General features: G+C 48.7%; 19 protein-coding genes. 9 read left to right on the forward strand and 10 right to left on the reverse strand.

The genetic code is table 11. The annotated features are described in order from the left end of the window. Window positions 1–328 precede the first annotated feature (328 nt). On the reverse strand, window positions 329–808 hold the full coding sequence (rraA, locus tag KDK15_RS11440; protein ID WP_257295486.1) for a ribonuclease E activity regulator RraA: 480 nt from the start codon (window positions 806–808) through the stop codon (window positions 329–331). Between the two features lie 335 nt (window positions 809–1143). Between rraA and KDK15_RS11445 the strand changes: the two genes are divergently transcribed. Beyond that, window positions 1144–3252 (forward strand): WD40 repeat domain-containing protein, encoded by a 2109-nt coding sequence (locus KDK15_RS11445; RefSeq protein ID WP_257295487.1) that lies wholly within the window; start codon window positions 1144–1146, stop codon window positions 3250–3252. A 101-nt stretch (window positions 3253–3353) separates the two neighbouring features. On the opposite strand, the gene ppsA is transcribed toward KDK15_RS11445, so the two are convergent. Beyond that, complete coding sequence (ppsA, locus tag KDK15_RS11450; protein ID WP_257295488.1) at window positions 3354–5738, reverse strand: phosphoenolpyruvate synthase; 2385 nt, start codon at window positions 5736–5738, stop codon at window positions 3354–3356. Window positions 5739–6039: 301 nt separating this feature from the next. On the opposite strand from ppsA, the gene KDK15_RS11455 reads away from it, so the two are divergent. Together KDK15_RS11455 and KDK15_RS11460 are read left to right on the forward strand one after the other, a co-directional pair. Then, window positions 6040–6861 (forward strand): pyruvate, water dikinase regulatory protein, encoded by an 822-nt coding sequence (locus KDK15_RS11455; protein WP_257295489.1) that lies wholly within the window; start codon window positions 6040–6042, stop codon window positions 6859–6861. 276 nt (window positions 6862–7137) lie between these two features. Further along, the gene (locus KDK15_RS11460; protein ID WP_257295490.1) at window positions 7138–9078 is read left to right on the forward strand and encodes a WD40 repeat domain-containing protein; all 1941 of its coding nucleotides are present in this window, start codon (window positions 7138–7140) and stop codon (window positions 9076–9078) included. Window positions 9079–9144: 66 nt separating this feature from the next. Here KDK15_RS11460 and prpF read toward each other — a convergent pair whose 3' ends face one another. The 4 genes from prpF to KDK15_RS11480 form a co-directional block, all read right to left on the reverse strand. Then, a complete protein-coding gene (gene prpF, locus KDK15_RS11465; RefSeq protein WP_257295491.1) occupies window positions 9145–10317 on the reverse strand; it encodes a 2-methylaconitate cis-trans isomerase PrpF in 1173 nt (390 codons plus the stop codon). 69 nt (window positions 10318–10386) lie between these two features. Then, on the reverse strand, window positions 10387–12990 hold the full coding sequence (gene acnD / locus KDK15_RS11470) for a Fe/S-dependent 2-methylisocitrate dehydratase AcnD (RefSeq protein WP_257295492.1): 2604 nt from the start codon (window positions 12988–12990) through the stop codon (window positions 10387–10389). Between the two features lie 103 nt (window positions 12991–13093). Further along, complete coding sequence (prpC, locus tag KDK15_RS11475; protein ID WP_257295493.1) at window positions 13094–14236, reverse strand: 2-methylcitrate synthase; 1143 nt, start codon at window positions 14234–14236, stop codon at window positions 13094–13096. Window positions 14237–14257: 21 nt separating this feature from the next. Continuing rightward, window positions 14258–15097 carry an oxaloacetate decarboxylase gene (locus tag KDK15_RS11480; RefSeq protein WP_257295494.1) on the reverse strand — a complete coding sequence of 280 codons (840 nt, stop codon included), beginning with the start codon at window positions 15095–15097 and terminating at the stop codon, window positions 14258–14260. A 400-nt stretch (window positions 15098–15497) separates the two neighbouring features. Here KDK15_RS11480 and KDK15_RS11485 point away from each other — a divergent pair, with 400 nt between their 5' ends. Beyond that, window positions 15498–16202: a hypothetical protein gene (locus KDK15_RS11485; protein WP_257295495.1), complete on the forward strand. Its 705-nt coding sequence runs from the start codon at window positions 15498–15500 to the stop codon at window positions 16200–16202. 251 nt (window positions 16203–16453) lie between these two features. Further along, window positions 16454–17854, forward strand: a complete 1401-nt coding sequence (pabB, locus tag KDK15_RS11490; protein WP_257295496.1) for an aminodeoxychorismate synthase component I — start codon at window positions 16454–16456, stop codon at window positions 17852–17854. 12 nt (window positions 17855–17866) lie between these two features. Here the strand turns inward: pabB and KDK15_RS11495 are convergent, their stop codons facing one another. Then, entirely contained in the window at window positions 17867–18616 is a 750-nt protein-coding gene (locus KDK15_RS11495; protein ID WP_257295497.1) for an alpha/beta fold hydrolase, read from the reverse strand. A 271-nt stretch (window positions 18617–18887) separates the two neighbouring features. On the opposite strand from KDK15_RS11495, the gene KDK15_RS11500 reads away from it, so the two are divergent. Beyond that, window positions 18888–19166: a hypothetical protein gene (locus KDK15_RS11500; RefSeq protein ID WP_257295498.1), complete on the forward strand. Its 279-nt coding sequence runs from the start codon at window positions 18888–18890 to the stop codon at window positions 19164–19166. 20 nt (window positions 19167–19186) lie between these two features. Here the strand turns inward: KDK15_RS11500 and cysB are convergent, their stop codons facing one another. Further along, entirely contained in the window at window positions 19187–20161 is a 975-nt protein-coding gene (cysB, locus tag KDK15_RS11505) for an HTH-type transcriptional regulator CysB (protein WP_257295499.1), read from the reverse strand. Window positions 20162–20374: 213 nt separating this feature from the next. Between cysB and KDK15_RS11510 the strand changes: the two genes are divergently transcribed. Together KDK15_RS11510 and KDK15_RS11515 are read left to right on the forward strand one after the other, a co-directional pair. After that, window positions 20375–21145 (forward strand): sulfite exporter TauE/SafE family protein, encoded by a 771-nt coding sequence (locus tag KDK15_RS11510; protein WP_257295500.1) that lies wholly within the window; start codon window positions 20375–20377, stop codon window positions 21143–21145. 208 nt (window positions 21146–21353) lie between these two features. Further along, window positions 21354–22442, forward strand: a complete 1089-nt coding sequence (locus KDK15_RS11515) for a 3-deoxy-7-phosphoheptulonate synthase (RefSeq protein WP_257295501.1) — start codon at window positions 21354–21356, stop codon at window positions 22440–22442. A 121-nt stretch (window positions 22443–22563) separates the two neighbouring features. Here the strand turns inward: KDK15_RS11515 and greB are convergent, their stop codons facing one another. Together greB and nfuA are read right to left on the reverse strand one after the other, a co-directional pair. Continuing rightward, window positions 22564–23052, reverse strand: a complete 489-nt coding sequence (gene greB / locus KDK15_RS11520; RefSeq protein ID WP_257295502.1) for a transcription elongation factor GreB — start codon at window positions 23050–23052, stop codon at window positions 22564–22566. 97 nt (window positions 23053–23149) lie between these two features. Continuing rightward, window positions 23150–23731 (reverse strand): Fe-S biogenesis protein NfuA, encoded by a 582-nt coding sequence (gene nfuA / locus KDK15_RS11525; RefSeq protein ID WP_101747352.1) that lies wholly within the window; start codon window positions 23729–23731, stop codon window positions 23150–23152. A gap of 172 nt (window positions 23732–23903) precedes the next feature. Between nfuA and KDK15_RS11530 the strand changes: the two genes are divergently transcribed. Next, entirely contained in the window at window positions 23904–24719 is an 816-nt protein-coding gene (locus KDK15_RS11530; RefSeq protein WP_257295503.1) for a hypothetical protein, read from the forward strand. Window positions 24720–24755 lie beyond the last annotated feature (36 nt).

The raw sequence follows: 24755 nt of genomic DNA on the forward strand, positions 1-24755 counted from the left end.
CCGTCCTCGCTACGGGGTCGCCTAGACGGGCGCTATTCTCGGACAGCCTCCTAGTGTGATTGGCGGACAGGTAAACGAAGTCCCGACACGTTAGTGGGTGCGGATATTACCGCAAAAACGAAAGAAAACCTTGGCCTTTTTACAATAAATTCATCATGTTAGATCAGTATTTTCCGAAAAGGTGTTTAATTAATCACCAACGATAATAACTTATGAAAATTCTTGTGGAACAGTGACTTATTATAAAAATAATCGTTATATATGACGAATTGAACATTGCCCCGTTTCCCATAATGCCAGGATCGAAAGAAACAGGGCTATAGGGACATTAAACCAATCGGTCAGCAGAAACGACAATCCCGTTCAAATCGGCATACAGGAAATGACCGGGAATGAAATCCACTCCATGAAATCGAACAGCAATATCAACGTCTCCCAGCCCTTTTTTATCCGTTTTCATCGGGTGGGCAGCAAGCGCCTGTACCCCCAGCGGCAGTTGTGAAATAACTTCAACATCACGAATACAGCCATAAACAATAAAACCCTGCCAGCCATTACTTACGGCCTGTTCCGCCAGCATATCACCCAGCAAAGCCCTTCTCAGAGAACCTCCGCCATCAACAACCAGCACCTTACCCTGACCGTCACTGAACACCTGATCCCGAACCCTGGAATTATCTTCATGGCATTTAATGGTGACAATTTCGCCACCAAAAATATCCCTTCCACCAAAGCTTTTAAAACCCGGATCAACTACCTGAAGGTTACCGGGGAAATCATCACACAAATCGGGGGTGGTAAAACTCATTATTATACTCCCATGACAATTCAGACTGGCATGATAACCAAAAAAAACATGGAGAAAAGCTTTTCCTCTGTGAAATTGGCATTACTTCTCTGCACAACTAAATGCCACACCATAAACGTGCAATGCCTGCTATCCTTCGGCATTTTCCCAGTGGCTTTATGCACCTGAACTAAAAAACTCAAAGCAGGAACTTTTGCCAAACTCAGCAATCTACAGTTCAGTTCCTGAATGTTCAGACAGGTAGTAATAGCAGGATTAGATAATGATCCAAAAGATGCTACTGATTAATGGTCTTATAAACAAATCATCTATGTGCCAATCGGGCAGGAGTTATCATGCAACCAATAGCGCAGAGTTACCTCAGAAGTACAGATGGAAGCGGTTTGATAAAAGACGAAGAAGCGTTAATTGACAGTCTGAAGCCAATATCCGGGTTAGTATCTAACTTTAATAAACGTATCAGTGAAGCCTCTGAAACGGATCAGAATCACACAATCAAACGATTGAAAAAGGATTTACCACCCGGATGGACGACCAGCACAGATACCGATATTGATAATCGTAAGCTGCAAATTGTCGGACTGAATTTTTCCACGAATCATTTATCCCCAGGCACCACATCGCAACAGCCCGATATCAAGATGATACAGTGCGATAGTCGTATTGAGCCAGACAATATTGACCCAACGAAGAGTAAAATTTTTCAATGCCAGGCAAATTGTCTTGAACTCAAACTGGAGGCCAGCTTCGGTTGCTATATTCTTGATGCCAGTTTCAGCCCAACAGGAAAGAACCTCTTGATCAGCGGTTGCGACAGTTTGACGGATCACAGCCTGGTAATCTGGCGACAAGGTGCGGATGGCAACTGGTCGGACAACAACAGGAGCAGGGTCGGGGGTTCCCAGAATATTTCTTTCCAGCTCAACCGGTCGGAAAATACGCTCCTGAGTGTCAGCCGCGATGGCAATGTCAAGGTGAGTACGCTAAATAGTGATGGCCGTTGGTCGGAGTCGGTGGTGCTTGCGCATACCCCCCATGAAGCTGGCTATGAGCCGGTGATGGCAAGCTTCAGCCCGTTGCAGGATAAGATTATGTCCTTCGATCCACATACTGGCAAAATCAACGTATTGCGAGAGGATGGTAACAGCCGGTGGACCCTGCTAAACCAGCTAAGAGAGATCAGGCAAATTGGGCTAACACCACTGAAATTCAAGGCCACAAATAATTATTTACTGACTTACAATGGCACAAAAGCCACCATCTGGGGCTGCAATGATCAGAGCAACTGTCTTGAGAATAAATTTGATATGGATTGCAACGAGTTAATTGAAGGTTGCCAGATGAGTAATGATGAGCGGCATGCCCTTATCTTCTCCCACGAGGGTAACCAGGTTTTTTTCCTGGCTCGCGATGTCAACGGCAACTGGTCGCAGGTCGGAGAGATCCGTCATTCTGAGCAAACAGCAAATTACCGCAGCGTAAGTATGCCCAACCATATTTACACAGCCTCCTTCAATGGCTCCGGGCAATATGCACTGACCCGTGATTTAGCTAAGAAATCTATAATTTCTGGTTATGACGATAATGGTGCATGGGTAGAAAAAATAGAGATTCCGAGTTGTGATTATGCCTGCTTCAGCGCCTCCGGGCGTAAAGTACTGGCCAGTCTCGGCAGTGGCTCCTTTAAAATCTGGGATTGCAATAGCACTGACAACAGTCTGGACAAAGTTCAGACCCTTGAGCACATCGGCAGTGACAAAGCCATCTTCAGTCCCTCAGAGAATCTGCTCCTGAGCTATGGCGATCAAACGAATTACGCTTGCATTTGGGGTGATGACGAAGACGGTAACCTGGTTGAGAAAGCAAGGGTATGCCATCAGGGGGGGATTGACGTTGCTTACTTCAATGTTCAGGAGGACAGTGTGCTGAGCGTCAGTCGTGATTGCACTGTGAAAATCCAATGGCTTGACAGAGATGACGAATGGCGGGGTCAGCTGATGGTTCAACATCAAAAAAATATCGATTTTGCCAAATTTTCCTCCTCAGAACGTCTTGCCTTTACCGTTAGCCGGGACAGCACCGCCTGCATCCTGGGGCGCGACGATGATGGCAAGTGGACGAAACAGGCCACCATAACAATCCCTGATGGCTATTCCATCTGGGGTGTCCATTTTAATGTGTTGGATAACCATTTTCTGATCTACGGCAACAAATTCAATGGGAAGGACCATCACAAGCCGGGTCTTGTGCAACTCTGTGGCATTGGTGATGATGGCAAATGGGTAGAAAAAGAGCTGATAACACTGGATCATCGCATTAAAAGGGCCAAATTTAGCCCCGACGGCGATCATTTAATGATCCACTGCGAGAACAAACTTGAGAGTGTCGTGCCCAAAGGCGGTACTGCGCTACTCTGGAAGATTCCTGCCAGCCCTTCAGCATGACAAATAGCAGCTAATATGAGGTTTATGCTCTTTGCGTGACTAAAACCATAAGTGGCGGTAATGCCGGTATAACATTCGCTACTACCGGCATTAAAGAGTCATTACGCCAGATAGAGCCAGGTTTCCAGAACAGAATCCGGATTCAGGGAAACGGTATTAATCCCCTCCTCCATCAACCAGCGGGCAAAATCAGGATGATCACTGGGTCCCTGGCCACAGATACCGATGTATTTGCCCTGTCGGCGACAGGCCTGAATCGCCATGGACAACAGCTGTTTGACGGCGGCATTACGCTCATCAAAAAGTTGGGCAATTAAGCCGGAATCCCGATCAAGCCCCAGGGCCAGCTGAGTCATATCATTGGAGCCAATGGAGAAGCCATCAAAATATTCCAGGAACTCATCAGCCAGTAGCGCATTGGATGGCAGTTCACACATCATAATGATCTTCAGACCATTTTCACCACGACGAAGTCCAAAGTCAGACATAATGTTGATGACCTGATGTGCTTCATCCGGCGTTCTGACGAATGGCACCATCAGTTCAACATTGGTCAGGCCGAACTCGTCCCTGACCCGCTTCATGGCCCGGCATTCAAGCTCAAAACAGTCCCTGAAGGATTCCGAGATATAGCGGGAAGCGCCACGAAAACCCAGCATCGGGTTTTCTTCATGGGGCTCATAGATCTTGCCGCCAATCAGGTTGGCATATTCGTTAGACTTGAAGTCTGAGAGTCGGACAATAACCTTTTCCGGGGCAAAAGCGGCAGCAATAGAAGCGACGCCTTCAACCAGTTTTTCAACGTAAAAGTCAACAGGATTTCCATAGCCCGCCATTCGCTCATCAATCTGCTGTCTGACGGCATCGGGGACGCTGTCCGGATTATTTTGATAGTTCAGTAAAGCCTTGGGATGAACACCGATCATTTTGTTGATGATGAATTCCAGTCGAGCAAGCCCCACACCCGCATTGGGCAGTCGGGAGAAACTGAAAGCCCGGTCAGGATTCCCCACATTCATCATGATCTTGAATGGCAACTCAGGCATTTGATCCAGATCTTTCTTCTGGTGCTCAAACGGCAACTCACCTTGATAAATAAAGCCGGTATCCCCTTCCGCACAGGAAACCGTAACCACCTGACCATCTTTCAGCCGGTGGGTTGCATCACCACACCCGACCACCGCAGGAATCGCCAGCTCTCTGGCGATAATGGCGGCATGACAGGTACGCCCACCCCGGTTGGTGACAATGGCTGAAGCCCGTTTCATGACCGGTTCCCAGTCCGGATCGGTCATATCCGTAACCAAAACATCACCATCCCGAACCCGGTCCATATCCGCCAGATCATCCACCAGGCAGACACGTCCCTGACCAATGCGCTGGCCAATACTGCGACCTTCTGCCAGGACATTACCCTGCTGCAACAGGCGATAACGTTCCAGTGTCCTGGATTCAGTTCGGCTTTGCACTGTCTCAGGCCGGGCCTGAACCACATAAAGCTGCTGGTCATCGCCATCCCTGGCCCACTCGATATCCATGGGTCGACCATAATGGGCTTCAATGGCCATGGCCTGACGGGCCAGTTCCAGCACATCGGCATCATTGATGGAGAACCGCTGACGCTTCTCAAGATCAACATCCACGGTTTGCACCGATCTTCCGGTCTCTCCGGCATCACCGTAAACCATCTGAATCGCCTTGCTGCCCATATTCCGCCTGAGAATGGCAGAGCGCCCTGCTTCAAGCGCGGGCTTGTAAACATAAAACTCATCCGGGTTGACCGCACCCTGAACCACAGTCTCTCCCAAGCCATAGGAGGAGGTAATAAATACTGCATCTCGGAAACCTGACTCAGTATCCAGAGTAAACATCACCCCGGCAGAACCCGTTTCACTGCGCACCATCCGCTGAATTCCGGCTGACAGCGCCACATCCCGATGGTCAAAGCCCTGATGCTCACGGTATGAAATGGCACGATCATTAAAGAGAGAGGCGAAGACTTCCCGAACTGCTCGTAGAACATTCTGGGCGCCACGAATATTCAGAAAGGTTTCCTGCTGCCCGGCAAAGGAGGCATCGGGCAAGTCTTCCGCCGTTGCTGATGACCGCACTGCAACAGCCAGGTTATCCTGATCACCGCAGAGTTCACGGTAGCTGTTGACAATGGCCTGTTCAAATTCGGGTCGGAATGGCTCATCCATAATCCATTGGCGAATATTGGCACCCGCCTGGGTGAGCTGCTGAATATCATCAATATCCAGTTCATCCAGCTGGGAATGAATACGATCATACAAACCTGAGCCATCCAGAAAGTCTTGATAGGCCTCCGCAGTGGTGGCAAAGCCACCGGGTACACGAACCCCTGCCCTGCCAAGATGGCTGAGCATTTCTCCCAGCGAGGCGTTTTTGCCACCAACCCGCTCTACATCACTACTGCCCAGGGCATCCAGGCCCACGACAAACTCTGGTAAAGATGAACTGTTCAAGCCACTCTCCTGCCTGTACTCCAAAGGATTACCATGGGTTTCACCGTTGAGAATTCACCGACTGCGCTGTCAGAACTTCAGTCTGCCAGGCTATCAGGCCATAAATAAAACTGTCATAGTATAAGACGACACCGGTTATCTCACTGGAAATATTTCGGTATAGTTTGTTAGAAAATGTTATTGATTGGAAGAGTTTTTTACTTTGGATCACATTATTTTAATCCATCTGCACCAGAAACCAGCAAGACCACGGTGATCTCAAGCTATTAACCTCGGAATTTATGCTTCTGGAGTCTATAAAATGGAGCGAACGGTATTTTTTATCTCTGATGGCACAGGCATTACCGCTGAATCCTTTGGCCAAAGTCTGCTTGCCCAGTTTTCGGGGCCTACATTCCGTCACCATACCCTGCCCTATATTGATACACCCGAAAAAGCCGTTCGGGCACTGACCCTTATTAAAGAGACTCATCAGCATGAGGTGGTTCAACCTATCCTCTTTATGACGGTGTTGAATGAAGAGGTCAGCAAACTGCTGCATACCAGCGGAGCTTATATTATTGACCTCTTTGACACCTTCCTTCCCGGCCTGGAGATGGAGTTAGGCTCACACCCGTTGTATACCGTCGGCAAGAAGCGTTCCACAACCAGCAGTGCCAGCTATCACCGTCGCATCGAAGCGGTGCAGTTTGCCCTTGATAATGATGATGGCGCTCGCATCCGGCACTATGAAAAGGCCGATATTATCTTGCTGGGAGCCTCCCGTTCGGGCAAAACACCCACCTGCATCTATCTTGGCTTACAGTTTGGCATCTATGCTGCCAATTACCCCATTACCGAGGATGATTTTGATAAAGGCATCAAGCTGCCTGATTTTCTTCGCCCGCATAAAGAACGTCTTTTTGGCTTGACCATCAATCCAGCCCGGCTCTCAGGCATCCGAAATGAGCGCCGTCCAAACAGTCGCTATTCATCGGTCAGGCAGTGTCAGTATGAAATACAGATGGTTGAACAGATCTATAATCAGGAGCGGATCAGCTATATTGATACCACTGAATTTTCCGTCGAAGAGATTGCGACACGGATAATGGACCAGGCCAATCTGACCAGAAGGCTGAAATAACCATAATTCAGAACTCAACAGGCTGCCCTTCAATTTGAGAGAATAACATTTATCACCTCCTTGCGGCCCGGGAATTGTTGCTGCGAGACATAATTCATCCTCTACACTTCGGAGCGAAGGTATATCCGGGGGCGGAACTGTCGACAATTTGCAGTCTTTCGAACGAGATCGCTCAATGCGTCATCATTGATGTACTCGCCAGCTCCCGGACCCGGCTTCTAAACGGGCAAGATGCACCGGTGTAAATACGGGTTCTTGCCCGGATATGGAGGGAATATGCCGCCAGTTGCCACACAGGCAAATATCAGCACTGCGGTTACTCAGACAGTGGGTAATGAAATCAGGCCTGAAATAGCCCGGGATGCGGTTTATTTCCATCGCTGGTGGGTAACCTTGCCGACGGTACCCTTCGAGAACATCGCCAGCTATTTATCAATCGAGGATATGAGTTCGTTTGCCCAAACCTGCAAGGCAGTGGCCAGCCGATTGGTGGCCTGCGGACTGGAAGAAGTCCGCTACTTCCTCTCCTTGTCGCAAGACAAACAGAATTCGTGTCAGACAATCATTCATTCCAACCGGCAACTTCTTCAGTACCTCAGGACGTTATCGATATTTTCCAGAAGCCACTTTCCTGCACAGCTGAGCCCGGCCTTTTATGCCTGTTACGCCCGGCATGCGCGCCAGCAAATTATTGATGCGACAGCTCTTACCCTGATACCCGGTGAGAGCGTAAATCTGGATAGCGATTTGCGGTGTTTTCTGAATGATCAACCGCGCATGATCCTCGCGGACAGGGTGGAGGGGTACATTGATATTCTGACTCCGGATCGTCATGGACAATGGTGCAGGACGAATGAAATCAAATGCGATAATTTTTGCGATTTTGATCAGCAGCGTGCTGACCACATTTTATTTGTCCCGCAAGAGGTGCCGGTGAGTCTGGGAAGTTATTTAGGACCTTTGTACTATAAATACAGCGGTGAGGAACTCTTATTGTCTGTTTATAAATGTCAGGATGGTTACTGGATTGAGCAGCAGCAACTGACCACGGGTGATGTGTTTCCTCAAGGTAGGGAAAAGTATTTCCATGACCTGTATCTGTCACCGGATATCAGTTCACTGGTCTGTATTAACAGGGGGCGTCATGGTGCCATTCTGGGCCAGGCAGCGGATGGTCAGTGGGTCAATAAAGGCAACATTGCCACGGGTCTTAATCATAACTTGTTGTTCAGTGGTGACAGCCGTCATGTCGCGCTTTGGGATGGTTCATTCATCACGCTGATGGGCAAGGCAGACGATGGGTCCTGGTCAGAAACGGGTAAAATCAATGTTTTAGACTCTGATATTGAAATGAAATTAAGAGCCGGTGGTGATATAGAGTGTGAAGATGAGTTTGCTATCCAGTTAGCATTCAGTCCGGATAATCGGCATTTTGCCACATGGTTTGATTATTCTGAAGATGGGTTTAACTCTGCCGTGGCACGTGACAATTACTTTGTCATTATCGCGGCCCTTGGTCAGGACGGAAAATGGTATGAAAAGCAAAGAATTATCAAAACCTGTGAGCCTCCAACGGGGTATTACACTCTGGAACCTGCTTTTGGTCCCGATGGTCGGCGTCTGATTATTACCAGCGATGACGGTGTTGATATCTGGGAATTAAACAGTGAGGATCAGTGGCTGCCCGCTGCTCAGGAGCAGCACTGTTGCAGTGCTGGAAGTGTTCATTTTTCTGTGAACCCTGACGAATTTGTCAGCATAACCGGTGGTAGAATAGCGGTCTGGCACAGGGCGGCGTCCGGAATTTGGGCTGAAACCCAGATATTTGCGGCTGAGTCCCTGACCAGAGTCAGTCCTGACGGTGGCACCATTGTCTGTAATGAACCGTCAGGCCATACCGATATCCATCAACGTCAACCCTCCGGTGAGTGGGTCAGTCAACGTATCGAATTTTCCATTAAGGACGGCTGTTTTAACCAAGAGAGTTGCCTGCTTGCCGTTGTCCCATCCCCTGAAACCGACCGCCTGATTTTGCTGGGGATGAACGCAGACGGGATCTGGCAGGAAAAGGCCCGGTTGCAATCAGAAAACCCGATTCATTCATTTTGCTTTAGCCAATGCAGCCGCAGCATACACGTCGAAAGCGATCTCGGTGGCAATGGTGTTAGAATACAAAGTTTTTTTTCTTTCTGGAGGATCGTCCCGGATAAATGTTGACGTTCTCGGACAGCCTCCTGGGACTCATGGGATGGTCCGCCCCCCTAAAACTGATTTCCCCGCAGTTTATTCAACGGGCAAGCGAACCCAACCCGCCATCAATACCCTGGCACTGCGGCTCATGATGGCTTTGGTAACCGACCATTGCCCATTATTAAGTACTGCTTCGGCGCCAACTTTCAAGGTACCCGAGGGGTGACCAAAGCGGACCGAGTTTCGTTCACCACCACCGGCAGCCAGGTTGACCAGGGTGCCCGGAATGGCAGCCGCCGTGCCAATGGCCACGGCAGCGGTGCCCATCATGGCATGATGAAGTTTACCCATGGAGAGTGCCCTGACCAGCAGGTCGATATCATCTTCAGAGACTGCTTTGCCGCTGGCAGAAAGGTAACTTTTCGGTTCAGCAACAAAAGCGACTTTCGGCGTATGCTGACGGGTTGCGGCTTCTTCAAGGCTGCTGATCAACCCCATCCGAAGGGCGCCATGAGCCCGAATATTCTCAAACATGGCCAGTGCCTGCTCATCGCCGTTGATCGCTTCCTGAAGTTCAGTCCCCTGGTATCCAATGTCTGCGGCATTGATAAAAATGGTGGGAATGCCGGCATTGATCAGGGTTGCCTGTAAAGTCCCAACGCCGGGTACTTCAAGATCATCCACCAGATGGCCTGTGGGGAACATGGCGCCTTCACCATCCGCAGGATCGAGAAACTCAACCTGAACTTCAGCCGCCGGGAAAGTCACGCCATCCAGAACAAAATCACCCGTTTCCTGTACCGCACCGTTGGTCATTGGCACATTGGCAATAATGGTTTTTTTGATATTGGCCTGCCAGATCCGTACCGTTGCGATGCCATTGTCGGGTATCCGGTGCACATCAACCAGACCGCTGCTGATGGCAAAAGCACCGACAGCTGCGGTCAGGTTTCCACAGTTACCACTCCAGTCCACGAAAGGTTGATCAATGGCTACCTGACCAAAGAGATAATCAACATCATGGTCAGGCTGATTGCTTTTCGAAAGGATCACCGTTTTGCTGGTACTGGACGTGGCACCACCCATACCATCAATCTGCTTACCGTATGGGTCCGGACTGCCGATCACCCTGAGCAATAAAGCATCGCGGGCCTTACCCGGAACCTGGGCAGCTGCTGGAAGATCGGTGAGATTAAAAAAAACGCCTTTACTGGTTCCGCCCCGCATATAGGTAGCGGGAACCTTAATCTGTGGAGGATGAGCCATAGAGAACAGCTCCTTCTGTTATAAGACTTTTGTACTGGCCCTTCCGATCAAGGGCCAGCGTGAGAACTGTCAGGCAGCGGCTTCGGATTCAAGGAAGTCCCTGGCAAAACGCTGCAAAACACCACCAGCATCGTATACGGATACTTCTTCAGCGGTATCCAGACGGCAGGTTACCGGTACATTAACGGTTTCTCCGTTAGCACGGTGAATCAACAGGGCCAGTGTTGCTCCTGGCGTCCGCTCACCAATAACATCGTAGGTTTCGGTGCCATCAAGCCCCAATGTCTTACGGGTTGTGCCATCCTTGAATTCCAGGGGCAGCACACCCATACCCACCAGGTTGGTACGGTGAATACGCTCAAACCCTTCTGCCACAATCGCCTCAACACCGGCAAGCCGAACCCCTTTGGCAGCCCAGTCACGGGATGACCCCTGACCATAGTCAGCACCGGCAACAATAATCAGCGGCTGGCAACGCTCCATATAGGTCTCAATGGCTTCCCACATACGTGTTTCTTTGCCTTCTGGCTCAATTCTGGCCAAAGAGCCCTGTTTGACTTCGCCATTAGCCTCCAGACACATCTCATTGAGCAGCTTTGGGTTGGCAAAGGTGGCCCGTTGCGCTGTCAGATGGTCACCACGATGTGTGGCATAGGAGTTAAAGTCTTCTTCCGGCAGCCCCATTTTCGCCAGATATTCACCAGCGGCACTGCTGGCCAGGATCGCATTGGACGGTGACAGGTGATCTGTGGTGATGTTATCACCCAGTAGCGCCAGAGGGCGCATGCCTTTCAGGGTGCGCTCACCAGCCAGGGCGCCTTCCCAATAGGGAGGACGGCGAATGTAGGTACTCGTTGGCCGCCAGTCGTATAGAGGACTTTCGGCCTGCTCCGCCTTGCCCAGATCAAACATGGGAATGTAAACCTGGTTAAACTGCTCTGGTTTCACGGATTCAGCAACAATTGCATCAATCTCTTCATCGCTGGGCCAGATGTCTTTCAGGGTGATGGGGTTGCCATCTTTATCAGTACCCAGGGCATCCTTTTCAATATCAAAGCGCACGGTACCGGCAATAGCATAAGCCACTACCAACGGTGGAGAGGCCAGGAAAGCCTGTTTGGCGTAGGGATGAATCCGTCCATCAAAGTTACGGTTGCCAGAGAGAACGGCCGTTGCATAGAGATCCCGGTCAATCACTTCCTGCTGAATCTCCGGATCCAGTGCGCCACTCATACCGTTACAAGTGGTACAGGCATAGGCGACAATGCCAAAGCCCAGTTTCTCCATTTCAGAAAGAAGGCCAGCTTCCTCAAGATAAAGCCTGGCGACTTTAGAGCCCGGGGCGAATGAAGACTTCACCCAGGGTTTCCGTATAAGCCCCAGCTCATTGGCTTTGCGGGCCACCAGACCGGCGGCAACCACGTTACGGGGATTACTGGTATTGGTACAGCTGGTGATAGCCGCAATGATGATGGCGCCATCAGGCATTAAGCCTTCTTGCTCTTCCTCTTTTTTATAAGGCCCTGCAATGCCACGACTTGCCAGCTCCGAGGTTGGCAAACGACGGTGTGGGTTGGATGGCCCTGCCATATTCCGGCAAACCGTAGAGAGATCAAAGGTCAAAACCCGCTCATAGTCAGCGGTTTTGAGATCATCAGCCCACAGACCGGTGGTTTTGGCGTAATTTTCCACCAAGGCCACCTGTTCAGCCTCACGACCGGTCAACTTAAGATAATCAATGGTCTGTTCATCGATGTAGAACATCCCGGCTGAAGCACCAAACTCCGGGGTCATATTGGCAATGGTCGCACGATCACCAATGGTAAGTTTGGCAGCCCCTTCGCCAAAGAACTCCAGATAGGATGAAACCACACGCTCATTTCTCAGAAATTCAGTCAGGGCCAGCACGATATCCGTCGCTGTAATGCCAGGCTGGCGCTGCCCTGTTAGCTCAACGCCCACAATATCAGGAAGACGCATCATGGAAGGACGGCCCAGCATGACCGTTTCGGCTTCCAGGCCACCAACCCCAATGGCGATAACGCCAAGGGCATCGACATGGGGAGTATGGCTGTCGGTACCGACACAAGTATCCGGATAGGCGACACCATCACGGGCCTGGATAACCGGAGACATTTTCTCCAGATTGATCTGGTGCATGATGCCATTTCCCGCGGGAATCACATCAACGTTTTCAAAGGCGGTTTTGGTCCACTCGATAAAGTGGAAACGGTCTTCATTTCGACGATCTTCAATAGCCCGGTTTTTTTCAAATGCATCCGGTTCAAAACCCCCATGTTCAACGGCCAGAGAGTGGTCAACAATCAACTGGGTTGGCACAACCGGGTTCACCCTGGCAGGATCACCGCCCTGCCCGGCAATGGCGTCTCTCAACCCGGCAAGATCAACCAGGGCAGTCTGGCCAAGAATGTCATGACAGACAACACGAGCCGGATACCAGGGGAAATCCAGGTCACGCTTACGCTCAATGATCTGCTTCAGGGAATCGGTCAGGGTGGCCGGGTCACAGCGGCGAACCAGCTGCTCGGCCAGTACTCTGGAGGTATAGGGTAAGTTGTTATAGGCGCCCGGTTGAATCGCTTCCACGGCTTCACGGGTGTCATAATAGTCCAGCTGGGTGCCGGGTAAGGGTTTACGAAAATCAATGTTCATACGTCGAACGTCCACCGGGCAAGTAATTTATTGTTATGAACCACAGAAACCAAAAAAACCACAAAGATAGCTTTTTTCTCTGTGCGCTTGGTGGTCTTGGTGGTTAATCGCGGTCTTTAATAGCCACCCATTCTGCGCTTTCTGGCCCGGTATAGTCTGCCGATGGGCGGATAATGCGGTTGTTAGCGCGCTGCTCCATGACGTGAGCGGTCCAGCCAGCTACCCGCGAACAAACAAAGATCGGAGTAAATAACTTGGTAGGAATGCCCATAAAGTTGTAGGCAGAAGCATGGAAGAAGTCAGCATTACAGAACAGCTTCTTCTCCCGCCACATAACCGCCTCAACACGCTCGGAAACGGCATACAGATGCTCATCCCCCACTTGCTCAGACAACTTCCGGGACCACTCTTTGATGATGGCATTGCGGGGATCAGACTCGCGATAAATGGCATGACCAAAGCCCATAATCTTATCTTTGCGTGCCAGCATGGCCATGATCTTCTCTTCGGCCTCCTCAGGAGAGCGCCAGTTCTCGATCATTTCCATAGCTGCTTCGTTAGCACCACCGTGGAGCGGGCCGCGCAGTGAACCGATCGCACCGGTCACACAGCTATGAATATCAGAAAGGGTCGAAGCACAAACACGGCCGGTAAACGTTGAAGCATTGAACTCATGCTCAGCATAAAGCACCAGAGAAGCGTGCATCACCTGAACGTGGAGTGGCTCAGGCTTTTTGTTGTGCAGAGTCCAGAGAAACTGCTCGGCGATGGAATCAGCATCGGTATCTACATCGACCCGAACACCGTTGTGGCTGAAGTTGTACCAGTAGTTGATCATGCCGGGGAAAATGGCCAGCATGCGGTCAATGTGATCGTTCTGCTGTGAAAAATCCTGTTCGGTTTCCAGGTTACCCAGCATTGAACAACCGGTACGCATCACATCCATTGGGTGAGCATCAGCAGGAATTTGCTCAAGCACCGTTTTCAGGGCATCGGGCAGAGAGCGAAGGCCTTTGAGCCGGATTTTGTAGGCATCCAGCTCAGCCTGGTTCGGTAGTTTGCCGTAAAGTAGAAGATACGCGACTTCTTCAAACTGGGCCTTATCAGCCAGTTCTTTGATATCGTAACCACGGTAAGTCAGGCCTGAACCGGTTTTGCCAACGGTACACAGTGCGGTTTCACCAGCTGACTGACCACGCAGACCAGCACCAGTTAATTTTTTTTCTGTCCCAGAGTTCGTCGACATAGTACTTCTCCGTTTTTTATTTTATGGGTTCAGGAACTTTTTGGTTTTCACCAGCTGTTCTCGCTCCTGGAAGGTCATCATGCCATCGGCGATAGCGCCACTGTTGCCGTCACGCTTGATCACCTTCAGCACTTCCCGCATTGCGGTCACTGCAGCCCGTTGCAGGTCAGAAGGAATAATGATCAGCTGGTAGCCCATCGCTTTCAGGTCTTCAGTAGGTACCAGTGGCGTTTTACCACTGTAGAACATATTAATCAGCTTGGGACCGGGAGCCTGTTTAGCAATGTCTTCAATCTGCTCAATGGTCTGCGGTGCCTCAACAAACAGCATGTCCGCCCCTGCTTCGACATAAGCCCTGGCACGATCTATCGCATCGTCAAAACCGGTAACGGCAATGGCATCGGTACGGGCAATCACGGTGACGTCACCGGCATACTTTCTGGCCACCGAGACTTTCTTACACATCTCGTCAACAGATACCAGAGACTTGCCGTCCAGATGCCCGCAGCGCTTGGGAAACTCCTGGTCTTCCAGATGAAAAGCACTGACGCCCGCATTGGCAAAAAGCTCCACGGTACGTTTGACATTCACCTCATTGCCAAAACCGGTATCCGCATCGGCAATTACAGGCAGAGAGGTGGCTGCAACGATCTGACGAACCCGGTCAACCACTTCCGTCAGTGTCAGCAGACCAATATCAGGCACACCTGTACTGCGGGCAATGGCACCACCACTGGCGTATAGCGCTGAGAAACCGGCTTCTTCACCGAGCCGAGCCGAAATACCATCGTAAACACCGGGAGCGGTGACAATGCCCTGCTCAGCGATCAATCGACTCAAGGCATTATTCTTTTGATTCATGGCGTTACCTCTGGCTCTTAATTCTTGATATAAAGAGTGTTAAAGCAGCATTATCTATGTTGTGGACCCTGTCGACGTCATAGACACCATAGAACATGGTTAACAATATTTTAAACCGAGATATTTATACCGAACTTTAATCAGCACTTCTACCTGCATTGAAAACAACCTATAACTAAATCAGCGACATATAGATCACAATTGCTTATTCAAAAAACATCTCAGAAAAGCTGCATTGTGTTGAGCTAAAAGGCTAAGCTTGCTCCGCAGTAGAGTTTCAACACACTCTGCTCTTGATGGCCGGTAACGGCGAGAAGAGTCAGACTGAAAACTGTTTGAGCGTTCCTTGTTGATCGCACGGAACTGAAGTTAACTCTAATTAACGCTAAGGAGTCATATCTTGGATACAACGATAAAAAATGCATCTTATGAATCAATACCTATGCAACCTCTAAACGAGGATCAAAAAGCTTCAAGTGAAAATTCAGTAGGATCTCGTAGTACCAGCAATGGAAGGACTTGCGTTATTGTTCTCGGTGTGGCCGTTATCGGAAGCTTGGCATTAGGGCTAGGATTTCTATTGACGGGCGGTAAGCGATTAAGTGCCATTATGCCCTTGTCTGGATCTAATAATACTCAGGGTTCCGGTGCCCCCAGTAGTAACTGGAATAATAGTTGTACAAGGTTCATCGATACCATTTCCACTTCCACCCAACAACTTATAAACAGCAGCATATCAACCCCTAATATCAAAATATTAGATCAAGGCACTCCTGATTGGCTAAATCGAACATCTTCTCAGGAATCATCACCACCTACAACTACCCGCAACACCACCCGGCAGTATTTCGCCGACACAACAAACACTTCCACAACCGGAGGAAGTACTTCACACCTTTCCTCGCTAACTTTATCCTCTAGAGTGCAAACATCTACTCCTTTTCAGGGAACATCACCTTCAACTCCCAGCAGCTCCACCCCGCAATTGGACTCCAACACAACATCCTCTTCTAAATCCGAAGTATTTAAAAACTCTTCCTCGCCATCTTCACCAACTTCAGTGCAAGCAACTACTGCTTCTATACCTTATAACGGTACTAGATAAGATGATGTTCCCATCGGCTTTGATGTTACTTCTACTGCATCAAGGCTTCCGGGGGTTGATGGTTACTTTATCAGTTGAGAGACTATCGTGCGGTTTTAAGTGCAATTGTTGACAAGAAAGTTGTACAGCTAACCATCGCAATCGCAATATTTGATGATAATTAGCACTTGGTGGCTGGTTCATGGATTGTAGACGATGGCATAACGCCCCGGCTCCAGTTAAAATGCCGACTGTTTTGTTCGGACACCTGTATGAAGACGCTGACAATTCTGGAACTGGAATATAAAGACGATACCAGTCTCTACTTTGAACATTTTATTCACCTCCCTTATCCCTGTTTTCTGGATAGCTCGGTATTCGATGGAAAGCAGGCTGTCTATAAAGATCATTCCAGCCGTTATGACATTATGACCGCAGCTCCAGAAATGCACTTCACCTTCACCTCAGAAGGTGATTTGATGATTGAAGATCTTATTCAACAAAAAACAGAAACTTTTTCTGGAACTGAGCCTTTTTCACAATTGTCAAAACGGCTTAATGCCATGAGCAAAGTCGATAATGCCGGATTGCCTTTTGTTGGCGGCATGGTTGGTTTCTGGGGATATGAACTCTGTGAACACCTTGAGCCGGACCGAATTGCCCATCGAGACAGTTCAACACCGCTGATGTCCGTCGGGCTCTACCAGTGGGCGCTGATCTGTGATCATAAGGAACGGCGGGCCTGTCTGGTGTTTCATCCTGATATATCAGAATCATTGGAAACTGAAATCCTGAAAGCTATTGACCATAAAGTCAGGAAGTCAGACCGTTCACCATTCAAGCTGCTCGATAGATTCACCCCGACACAGACCCCTGCTGAGTACCAGTGCGCATTTCAGCAAATTCAGGACTATATTGTGGCGGGAGATTGCTATGAGGTGAATCTTACCCAGCGGTTTACCGCCCCCTACAGCGGCGATTCCTGGGAAGCATTTAAAAAACTCAGAACCGTCACTAAAGCGCCCTACTCAGCGTTTATTTCACGTCCTGACCTGAGCATTCTCAGCCATTCCCCGGAGCAGTTTATCCGGCAGGAAAACGGTCATGTTTCCACCAAGCCCATCAAGGGTACTCGTCCCAGAGGCCTTTCTCCTGAAGAAGACCGTGCGATTGCTGAAGAGTTACAACATAGCCAGAAGGATCAATCGGAAAACCTGATGATTGTCGATCTGCTGAGAAATGATCTTGGTAAGGTCTGTAAGACAGGTACAGTGTCAGTACCCCGGTTATTTGCCCTGGAAAGTTATGCCAACGTCCACCACCTGGTCAGTACTGTGAAGGGCCAACTCATGGAAGATCATGATGCATTTGACTTGCTAAAAAGCGCATTCCCCGGTGGTTCGATCACCGGAGCGCCAAAAATACGATCCATGGAGATTATCAGGGAGCTGGAGCCGGTAGCCCGCACTGTTTACTGTGGTTCCATCGGCTATATCAGCTGTGATGGCAATATGGATACCAGTATCACCATACGGACGATTCTTGCAAAAGCTGGCGAACTACATTGCTGGGGAGGTGGGGCAATTGTTGCTGACTCTGATTGCGAATCGGAATATCAGGAGTCCATTACTAAAGTAAAAAACCTGATGAACACGTTGGAAACCTGCTTATAAAAACATTCCCCTTCAAAGGCCACATGCCAGTGGCCTTGCCAATAATAAAGGCCACTGTTCAATCCAACCGGATTGATGATCTGCATTGACTCTCTCGATATTTATGCAGGAAGTATCTTCAAATGCTTCAAGATAATGCTGGCTGACCTGAACCGGGACTACCGAATCCCTGGCCCCAAAAAAGTGAATTTGAGCTATTGACGATAATTGAGCACTAAAAGCGACCGGATTCAGTGCCGCTGGCATTTCAGAGACACCATGGTGACGGTTTAAAAACTCAGGAGAGAGGTTGCCCGCTACCGTACGAACACTTGTAACATCTTTTCTATGTGCGGCGATTAACAGAGCCAACGCTCCACCACCAGAATAACCGACCAATTCCAGCTTTTCATACTGCCCACTCTCTTTTAGAGATTCCACAGCAGTATTGATGACTTTGAGTACTTTCGGGCTGTAACGTTTGAAAGTCCATACCTGTCTGCTGCAATTTTCATTCATAACGTACTGGCAGGGCTGGGCAATATAAGCAAGATCCGGTGATTTATCCTGCAGCATCAAATGATGAACAAGCCTGTTAACCGGAGTTGGATCCATTGAAGGACGGTTGGACCTTAACCAGGCACGACCATCCCCTTCAATATAAATCCTAAGCGTTCGAGTAACTGATTTTTCCGGTGTCCAGGTATAAATTGGCCAGTAAGCCTGATCGTAAACGACAACATTTAATGGCTGTTGAAAGTCCCCGGGATTGACTTCAGGCATACTGGGTCGACTGGTGCATCCTGCAATCAAAAAGAGCCAGAAAAAGAGTAATATTTTTATTACCGTTATTTTCTTCATTAAGACAATAACTGACTGGAAATGGCAATTTCCATTAATTTACAGGTTAGACTTATTGCGGGCTGACAGGCTGGCTGAGAATATAGCATAAAAACCTATAAATATAGATATTGATTGTATTATTGACTAAATAGCCACTGCTACAATAAACAACCACCGGCAAATGAACACAATCCCTCGGGAGAACTGGATTATGAAAATCACCATGGTCAAGAAAGTAATGGCCGATGGAAACCTCTGTAAAAAATGCCAGGAAGTGCAGGAAAGATTGGAGAGCTCAGGCCATATCAATCGAATTGATCAATTTGTCACCGCTGTTGATGGCGACCCGGACAGCACAGGTGCTTTATTGGCAGAGTTGTACCAGGTAGACAAAGCCCCGTTTTTTATTGTTGAAGAAAAAGACAGCGAGCCAGTAATTTACACCATCTACTTTAAGCTGGTAAAGGAAGTACTGGAAAAAGCGGCTTGAACCAAGCCGCTTAAACGCAGTTATTGGTTTGGTAGCTGAACATTTGAAAAGAGTTCATCCACTTCCGCCTTGTTATGGCGAAGGATTGCTTCCTGAACCACATCTTTGGTCAGGTGAGGAGCAAACTCTTCAATAAAGTCGTACATAAATCCACGTAGGAAAGTACCACGCCGGAACCCGATCTTGGTAATGCTTGGCTCAAAAAGGTGATCAGCATTCAGGGGTACAAGGTCTGAATCCAGTTCAGGGTCGTAAGCCATTTTGGCAATGATCCCGACTCCCAGTCCCAGGCGCACGTAAGTTTTGATCACGTCAGCGTCGGTCGCAGTGAACACTACCCTTGGTGACAACCCTTCATTCATAAAGGCTTCATCCAGCTTGGAGCGACCGGTAAATCCGAAAACATAGGTTACCAAGGCATATCGGGCAATATCTTTCAGGCTCAATTCAGATACCTGGGTCAATGGATGGTCTTTGGGGACAAGAACACAGCGGTTCCAACGATAGCATGGCATCATCACCAGATCATTGAACAAATCCAGTGCTTCCGTGGCGATAGCAAAGTCAACGGAACCGTCTGCTGCCATTTCGGCAATTTGGATGGGAGTGCCCTGATGCATATGAAGAGCAACATCGGGATACTGACCAATAAACTGACGGATAATGCCCGGCAATGCATAACGAGCCTGCGTGTGGGTTGTAGCAATGGACAGACTGCCCTTACGCTCGTCACTGAATTCCTGGGCAACCTGCTTGATCGACTCAACTTTTCTCAGAATCTCACCGGCTGTATCAATGATTTTCTCACCGGCTGGGGTAATACGTGTCAGATGCTTGCCACTTCGGGCAAAAACCTCAACGCCAAGTTCATCTTCCAAAAGCCGGATTTGTTTACTGATACCGGGCTGAGAAGTGTATAGACTCTGCGCTGTAGCTGATACGTTGAGATCGTGGTGGGCGACCTCCCAGATATAGCGCAGTTGTTGCAGCTTCATTGATGGCCTCCGGTCAGGCAGGTTGTGCTGACAAAAATGAATAGAGTGAAACAGGATCCGTTAGTTCTATAAAGCATAAAAGGATGACATTAAATTCTTTTCCAGAATACGAGCCAGTCAATATAGTTACCAGCTAATCATCAATTTTTAGTCAATATTTTCAAACATCGCCTTGGCTACTTATAACTTTAGACCATAGATTTCTGGATGCTTATGGATTTTCTAACATATATTGCCACCGGTGCCGGCGTTGGCTTTGCGGTTGGCCTGACAGGTATCGGCGGTGGTTCATTGATGACACCACTGCTGTTAATGTTTGGCTTTCCGGCCCATATCGCCATCGGAACGGATCTGATGTATGCAGCCATTACCAAGTCAACCGGAGTCATTGTCCATCACCGTCAGAAAAGTATTGACTGGACACTGGTCAAAACTCTTTGTGCTGGCAGTCTTCCTGCCACAGCCCTGACGATTGTTCTACTCAAGATTTTTTTTGACAGAAGCGCTGATTATAGCCCGATCCTTACACTATGCCTTGGGATAATGTTAATCCTCACTGCGCTGTCGCTGTTTATGAGTCCTTTTTTGAAAAAAAAACAGCTCTCTGGTGTCTCAATGATTCCACAGAAATATCAGACACCTTTAACATTTGTTGCCGGTATTTTCCTCGGGGTTCTGGTCACGCTTTCATCGGTGGGGGCTGGAGCGCTGGGAACTGCAGCTATTGTCTTGCTCTATCCGCTACTGAAACCCGTCAAGGTAGTGGGTAGCGATCTGGCTCATGCTGTACCGCTAACGTTACTGGCAGGCTTTGGCCATATCTGGCTGGGTAATGTTGATTTTGTGCTGTTAGGCAGCCTGTTGATTGGCTCTATCCCTGCTATTTATTTAGGAACCTGTGTCGGTATGAAGCTACCGGATACCTTCATGCGCATCATACTGGCCATTATTTTGCTCGGACTGGGCCTGAAATACTTTTTTTAACCCTCTCCAGGGTTGCAGCCCTGTATCAGTTTGAATAAAGTGGAAAACCCTCACTGAGCCAATGGAAAACCCATAATTACCAGGGTTTTATACAGAGCGCGGTGACAATCTGTCAGTATGGGTGCCATATTTTCATCTGGCATCAGGGGCGTCAGGCCACTGATCAGGAGATTTTAAACAAGTCTTATTAAAAAACGGGACCGCGCAAATGGCTGTTTTACCCATTGAAGACCTTAATATTCAATCTCAGGAAGTTCTGTTGAGTCCGGAGCGCCTTAAGGCTGTGATTCCGATGACTGAATTAGCAGCGAAAACGGTTTCTGAAAGCCGTGAAGTGATCAGGGATATTCTGGATGGAAAAGACCATCGCCTGTTTGTGGTCATAGGCCCCTGCTCAATTCATGATGTTGCTGCGGCGAAAGATTATGCCCAACGGCTGAAAGCCCTCAGTGAAGAGCTGAAGGATACATTGTATCTGGTGATGCGGGTCTATTTTGAAAAGCCAAGAACCACGGTTGGCTGGAAAGGCTTGATCAATGACCCGCATTTGAATGACTCATTTAAAATCGAAGAAGGTCTGCATATCGGTCGCCGCCTATTAATGGATGTTGCCGAAATGGGTATACCTGCATCTACGGAAGCACTGGACCCCATCTCACCTCAGTATCTTCAGGATCTGGTTGCCTGGTCTGCAATAGGCGCAAGAACCACTGAGTCACAGACTCACCGCGAGATGGCCAGTGGCCTGTCCTCGGCCGTTGGCTTTAAAAACGGCACCGATGGCGGGTTGGAAGTCGCGATCAATGCCCTGCAATCTGTTTCCAGTCCACACCGTTTTCTCGGGCTGAACACCCAGGGGCAAGTGGCTGTTACCCATACCACAGGTAATCCGTACGGTCACATTGTTCTGCGTGGTGGTAATGGCAAGCCAAACTACGATTCTGTCAGCGTTGCACTGTGTGAAAAGGCGCTTGAAAAAGCCGACATCAAGACAAATATCATGGTGGATTGCTCTCACGCCAACTCCAATAAGGATCCTGCCCTGCAGCCATTGGTTATGGAGAATGTGACCAACCAGATCATTGAAGGCAATAAGTCTATTGTGGGTCTGATGGTGGAAAGCAATATTGGCTGGGGCAATCAGAAAATGACTGACAACCTGGACGATCTGCAATACGGCGTTTCTATTACTGATGCCTGTATTGACTGGGAAACCACGGAGAAGACGCTGCGCAGCATCAGGGAGAAATTGAAAGATGTTCTGCCGGGACGTCGCCAGGAGGCTTTCCGAGAATAGATTTTTACTCAAAACAGCTCGATTTGCTCGGGCTGTTCTTCTATTGAGGTGATCATTTTACTCTCTTTATCAAAAGAGGGTAAAAATACCATTAGTAAAGCCTGAAAAACCATAGCTTTACCTATTTATCATCAGAAAAAGGATCATATTGTATTTTATTGATCAACCAGATCTTGCGTCCACCCGGTGCATTCACCACGATTTCATCGTCTACCTGACGTCCAACCATTGCCCTGGCCATGGGTGAATCGATGGTAATGTGGTTGTTTTTCACATCAATCTCATCGGCACCCACTATACGACAATGGATTATTTCACCTTGCTCACTTTCCAGCTCAACCCAGGCACCGAAAAAAGCCTTACCTTCCTGCTCCGTTGAATAATCGACAACCTTCAGGATTTCAAGCCGCTTAGTCAGGTAGCGTATACGTCGGTCAATCTCCCGGAGCTGTCGCTTTCCCTCTTTATATTCCGCATTCTCACTGCGATCCCCAAGCGCTGCTGCCTCAGAAACAGCCAGCGTGACTTCAGGGCGCTTAATTCGCCATAGATACTGAAGCTCCTGCTCAAGCTTTTCTTTTCCAGCACGGGTAATAAGGGGGGATGTCATAGAGTGATACCGAACACTAACGGTAAAAATCGAAACAACATTGAAAAAACTGAGAAAGGAAGTGGACTACACTTCCCTCTTCTGAATGATCGCTGCTTTATTTGTAAAAAGCATTCTCAGTATTACTGTGATCGGTCACATCACGAACGCCTTTCAATTCCGGAATACGCTCCATCAGCGTCTTTTCAACACCATCCTTGAGGGTCATATCGACAGCAGCGCACCCCTGACAACCACCTCCAAACTGAAGAACGGCAATGCCATCATCCAGTTCCACCAGGGATACCACACCACCGTGGGAAGCCAGCCCGGGGTTAACTTCCATCTGCAGGAAGTAGTTGATTTTCATATCCAGAGGACTGTCTTCATTAACGTTGGGCATCTTGGCGTTGGGTGCCTTGATGGTCAGCTGACCACCCAGTTTGTCTTCGGCAAAATCGACCACCGCTTCTTCAAGAAAAGGCTCACTGGTGCCTTCAACATGGCAGTTGAAATACTCAAGCTCCAGCGTCAGATCACCCTCTTTCTCTTCCCCTGGCTTGCAATAGGCCAGGCAGGTTTCCGCATGAGGCGTGCCGGGGTTACTGACAAACAGGCGTACACCAATCCCCTCAACCCCCTGTTTTTCTAATAATTGGGCAAGATACTTCTGTGCGGCTTCAGTGAATGTAATGTTCAACGCAACACTTCCTCTATTAACTTCATGGCTATTCTATGTCATTGGGGCGCTTCAGAGAATCCCTACCGGGTAACTCGGTTATTCAAAACTGTTTCATTTATCGTAACAATCGGCGAGAATAGTTCGCATTTGCAATTCATCGTCCTTTTCCCCGACAAGCAAGAGACCAATAATGAAAGAGACCATCAGCATTCTGGGTTGTGGATGGCTGGGCATGCCATTAGGCGAACGACTGGTGAAAGATGGCTATCCAGTCAAGGGGTCTACCACCCAAGAGGCAAAGCTGGAAGCTATTTCTGCGGTTGGCATGAAGCCTTATATTATCGGTCTTTCACCAGAACCAGCGGGTGATATTGAGTCGTTTCTTGATACCGATATTCTCTTTATCAATATTCCACCGGGAAAAGGCGATGGGCAACCCCACTTTTACCTTCGCCAGATGAAGGCACTGCTTAACCGTATTGAACAATCCAGGGTTAAAAAAATTATTCTAATCAGTGCCACCTCCGTTTACCCACAAAATAACGTTGAAGTAACGGAAGAAGATGCTGTTCGCATTGAGTCCCCATTCTCTGATACTGCCTGGCTGGATATTGAGCAGCTGTTCACTGACCATGACGACCTGAAAACCACGGTGCTTCGATTCTCAGGCCTTGTTGGCGGTGAATATCAGCCAGGCCGCTACTTTTCGGGCAAAGAACTGGGTGGCGCCGACGATCCAGTGAATATGATACACCGGGAAGACTGCCTGCAAATCATAGGACAGATCATTGCCAAAAACCTGTTTGGGGAAGTCTTTAACGCCTCAGCGGATGAGCACCCTACCCGTCGTCAGCTCTACACCCGGTCCTGTGAAATCATGGGCATTGAGCCGCCCATCTTTATCGATAAACCCATGCCCTATCGTCTTGTGAACTGCGATAAATTGAAGAAAGCCCTAAACTATCAGTTTGTTTATCCAGATCCATTAACAGCATTGTCTAATTAGATCTACTTCGAATAATTAATTTACATGGTATATTCC

Source organism: Endozoicomonas sp. YOMI1, from assembly GCF_024606345.1.
GTDB lineage: Bacteria > Pseudomonadota > Gammaproteobacteria > Pseudomonadales > Endozoicomonadaceae > Endozoicomonas.

Excerpts from the sequence above, each read along its gene's own strand:
- KDK15_RS11510 (WP_257295500.1), top strand. The coding sequence starts at position 20,375 with ATGGATTTTCTAACATATATTGCCACCGGTGCCGGCGTTGGCTTTGCG.
- pabB (WP_257295496.1), top strand. The coding sequence starts at position 16,454 with ATGAAGACGCTGACAATTCTGGAACTGGAATATAAAGACGATACCAGT.
- greB (WP_257295502.1), bottom strand. The coding sequence starts at position 23,052 with ATGACATCCCCCCTTATTACCCGTGCTGGAAAAGAAAAGCTTGAGCAG.
- prpC (WP_257295493.1), bottom strand. The coding sequence starts at position 14,236 with ATGTCGACGAACTCTGGGACAGAAAAAAAATTAACTGGTGCTGGTCTG.
- KDK15_RS11445 (WP_257295487.1), top strand. The coding sequence starts at position 1,144 with ATGCAACCAATAGCGCAGAGTTACCTCAGAAGTACAGATGGAAGCGGT.
- KDK15_RS11515 (WP_257295501.1), top strand. The coding sequence starts at position 21,354 with ATGGCTGTTTTACCCATTGAAGACCTTAATATTCAATCTCAGGAAGTT.
- KDK15_RS11480 (WP_257295494.1), bottom strand. The coding sequence starts at position 15,097 with ATGAATCAAAAGAATAATGCCTTGAGTCGATTGATCGCTGAGCAGGGC.
- KDK15_RS11495 (WP_257295497.1), bottom strand. The coding sequence starts at position 18,616 with ATGCCTGAAGTCAATCCCGGGGACTTTCAACAGCCATTAAATGTTGTC.
- KDK15_RS11500 (WP_257295498.1), top strand. The coding sequence starts at position 18,888 with ATGAAAATCACCATGGTCAAGAAAGTAATGGCCGATGGAAACCTCTGT.
- KDK15_RS11460 (WP_257295490.1), top strand. The coding sequence starts at position 7,138 with ATGCCGCCAGTTGCCACACAGGCAAATATCAGCACTGCGGTTACTCAG.
- cysB (WP_257295499.1), bottom strand. The coding sequence starts at position 20,161 with ATGAAGCTGCAACAACTGCGCTATATCTGGGAGGTCGCCCACCACGAT.
- prpF (WP_257295491.1), bottom strand. The coding sequence starts at position 10,317 with ATGGCTCATCCTCCACAGATTAAGGTTCCCGCTACCTATATGCGGGGC.
- KDK15_RS11455 (WP_257295489.1), top strand. The coding sequence starts at position 6,040 with ATGGAGCGAACGGTATTTTTTATCTCTGATGGCACAGGCATTACCGCT.
- acnD (WP_257295492.1), bottom strand. The coding sequence starts at position 12,990 with ATGAACATTGATTTTCGTAAACCCTTACCCGGCACCCAGCTGGACTAT.
- KDK15_RS11530 (WP_257295503.1), top strand. The coding sequence starts at position 23,904 with ATGAAAGAGACCATCAGCATTCTGGGTTGTGGATGGCTGGGCATGCCA.
- rraA (WP_257295486.1), bottom strand. The coding sequence starts at position 808 with ATGAGTTTTACCACCCCCGATTTGTGTGATGATTTCCCCGGTAACCTT.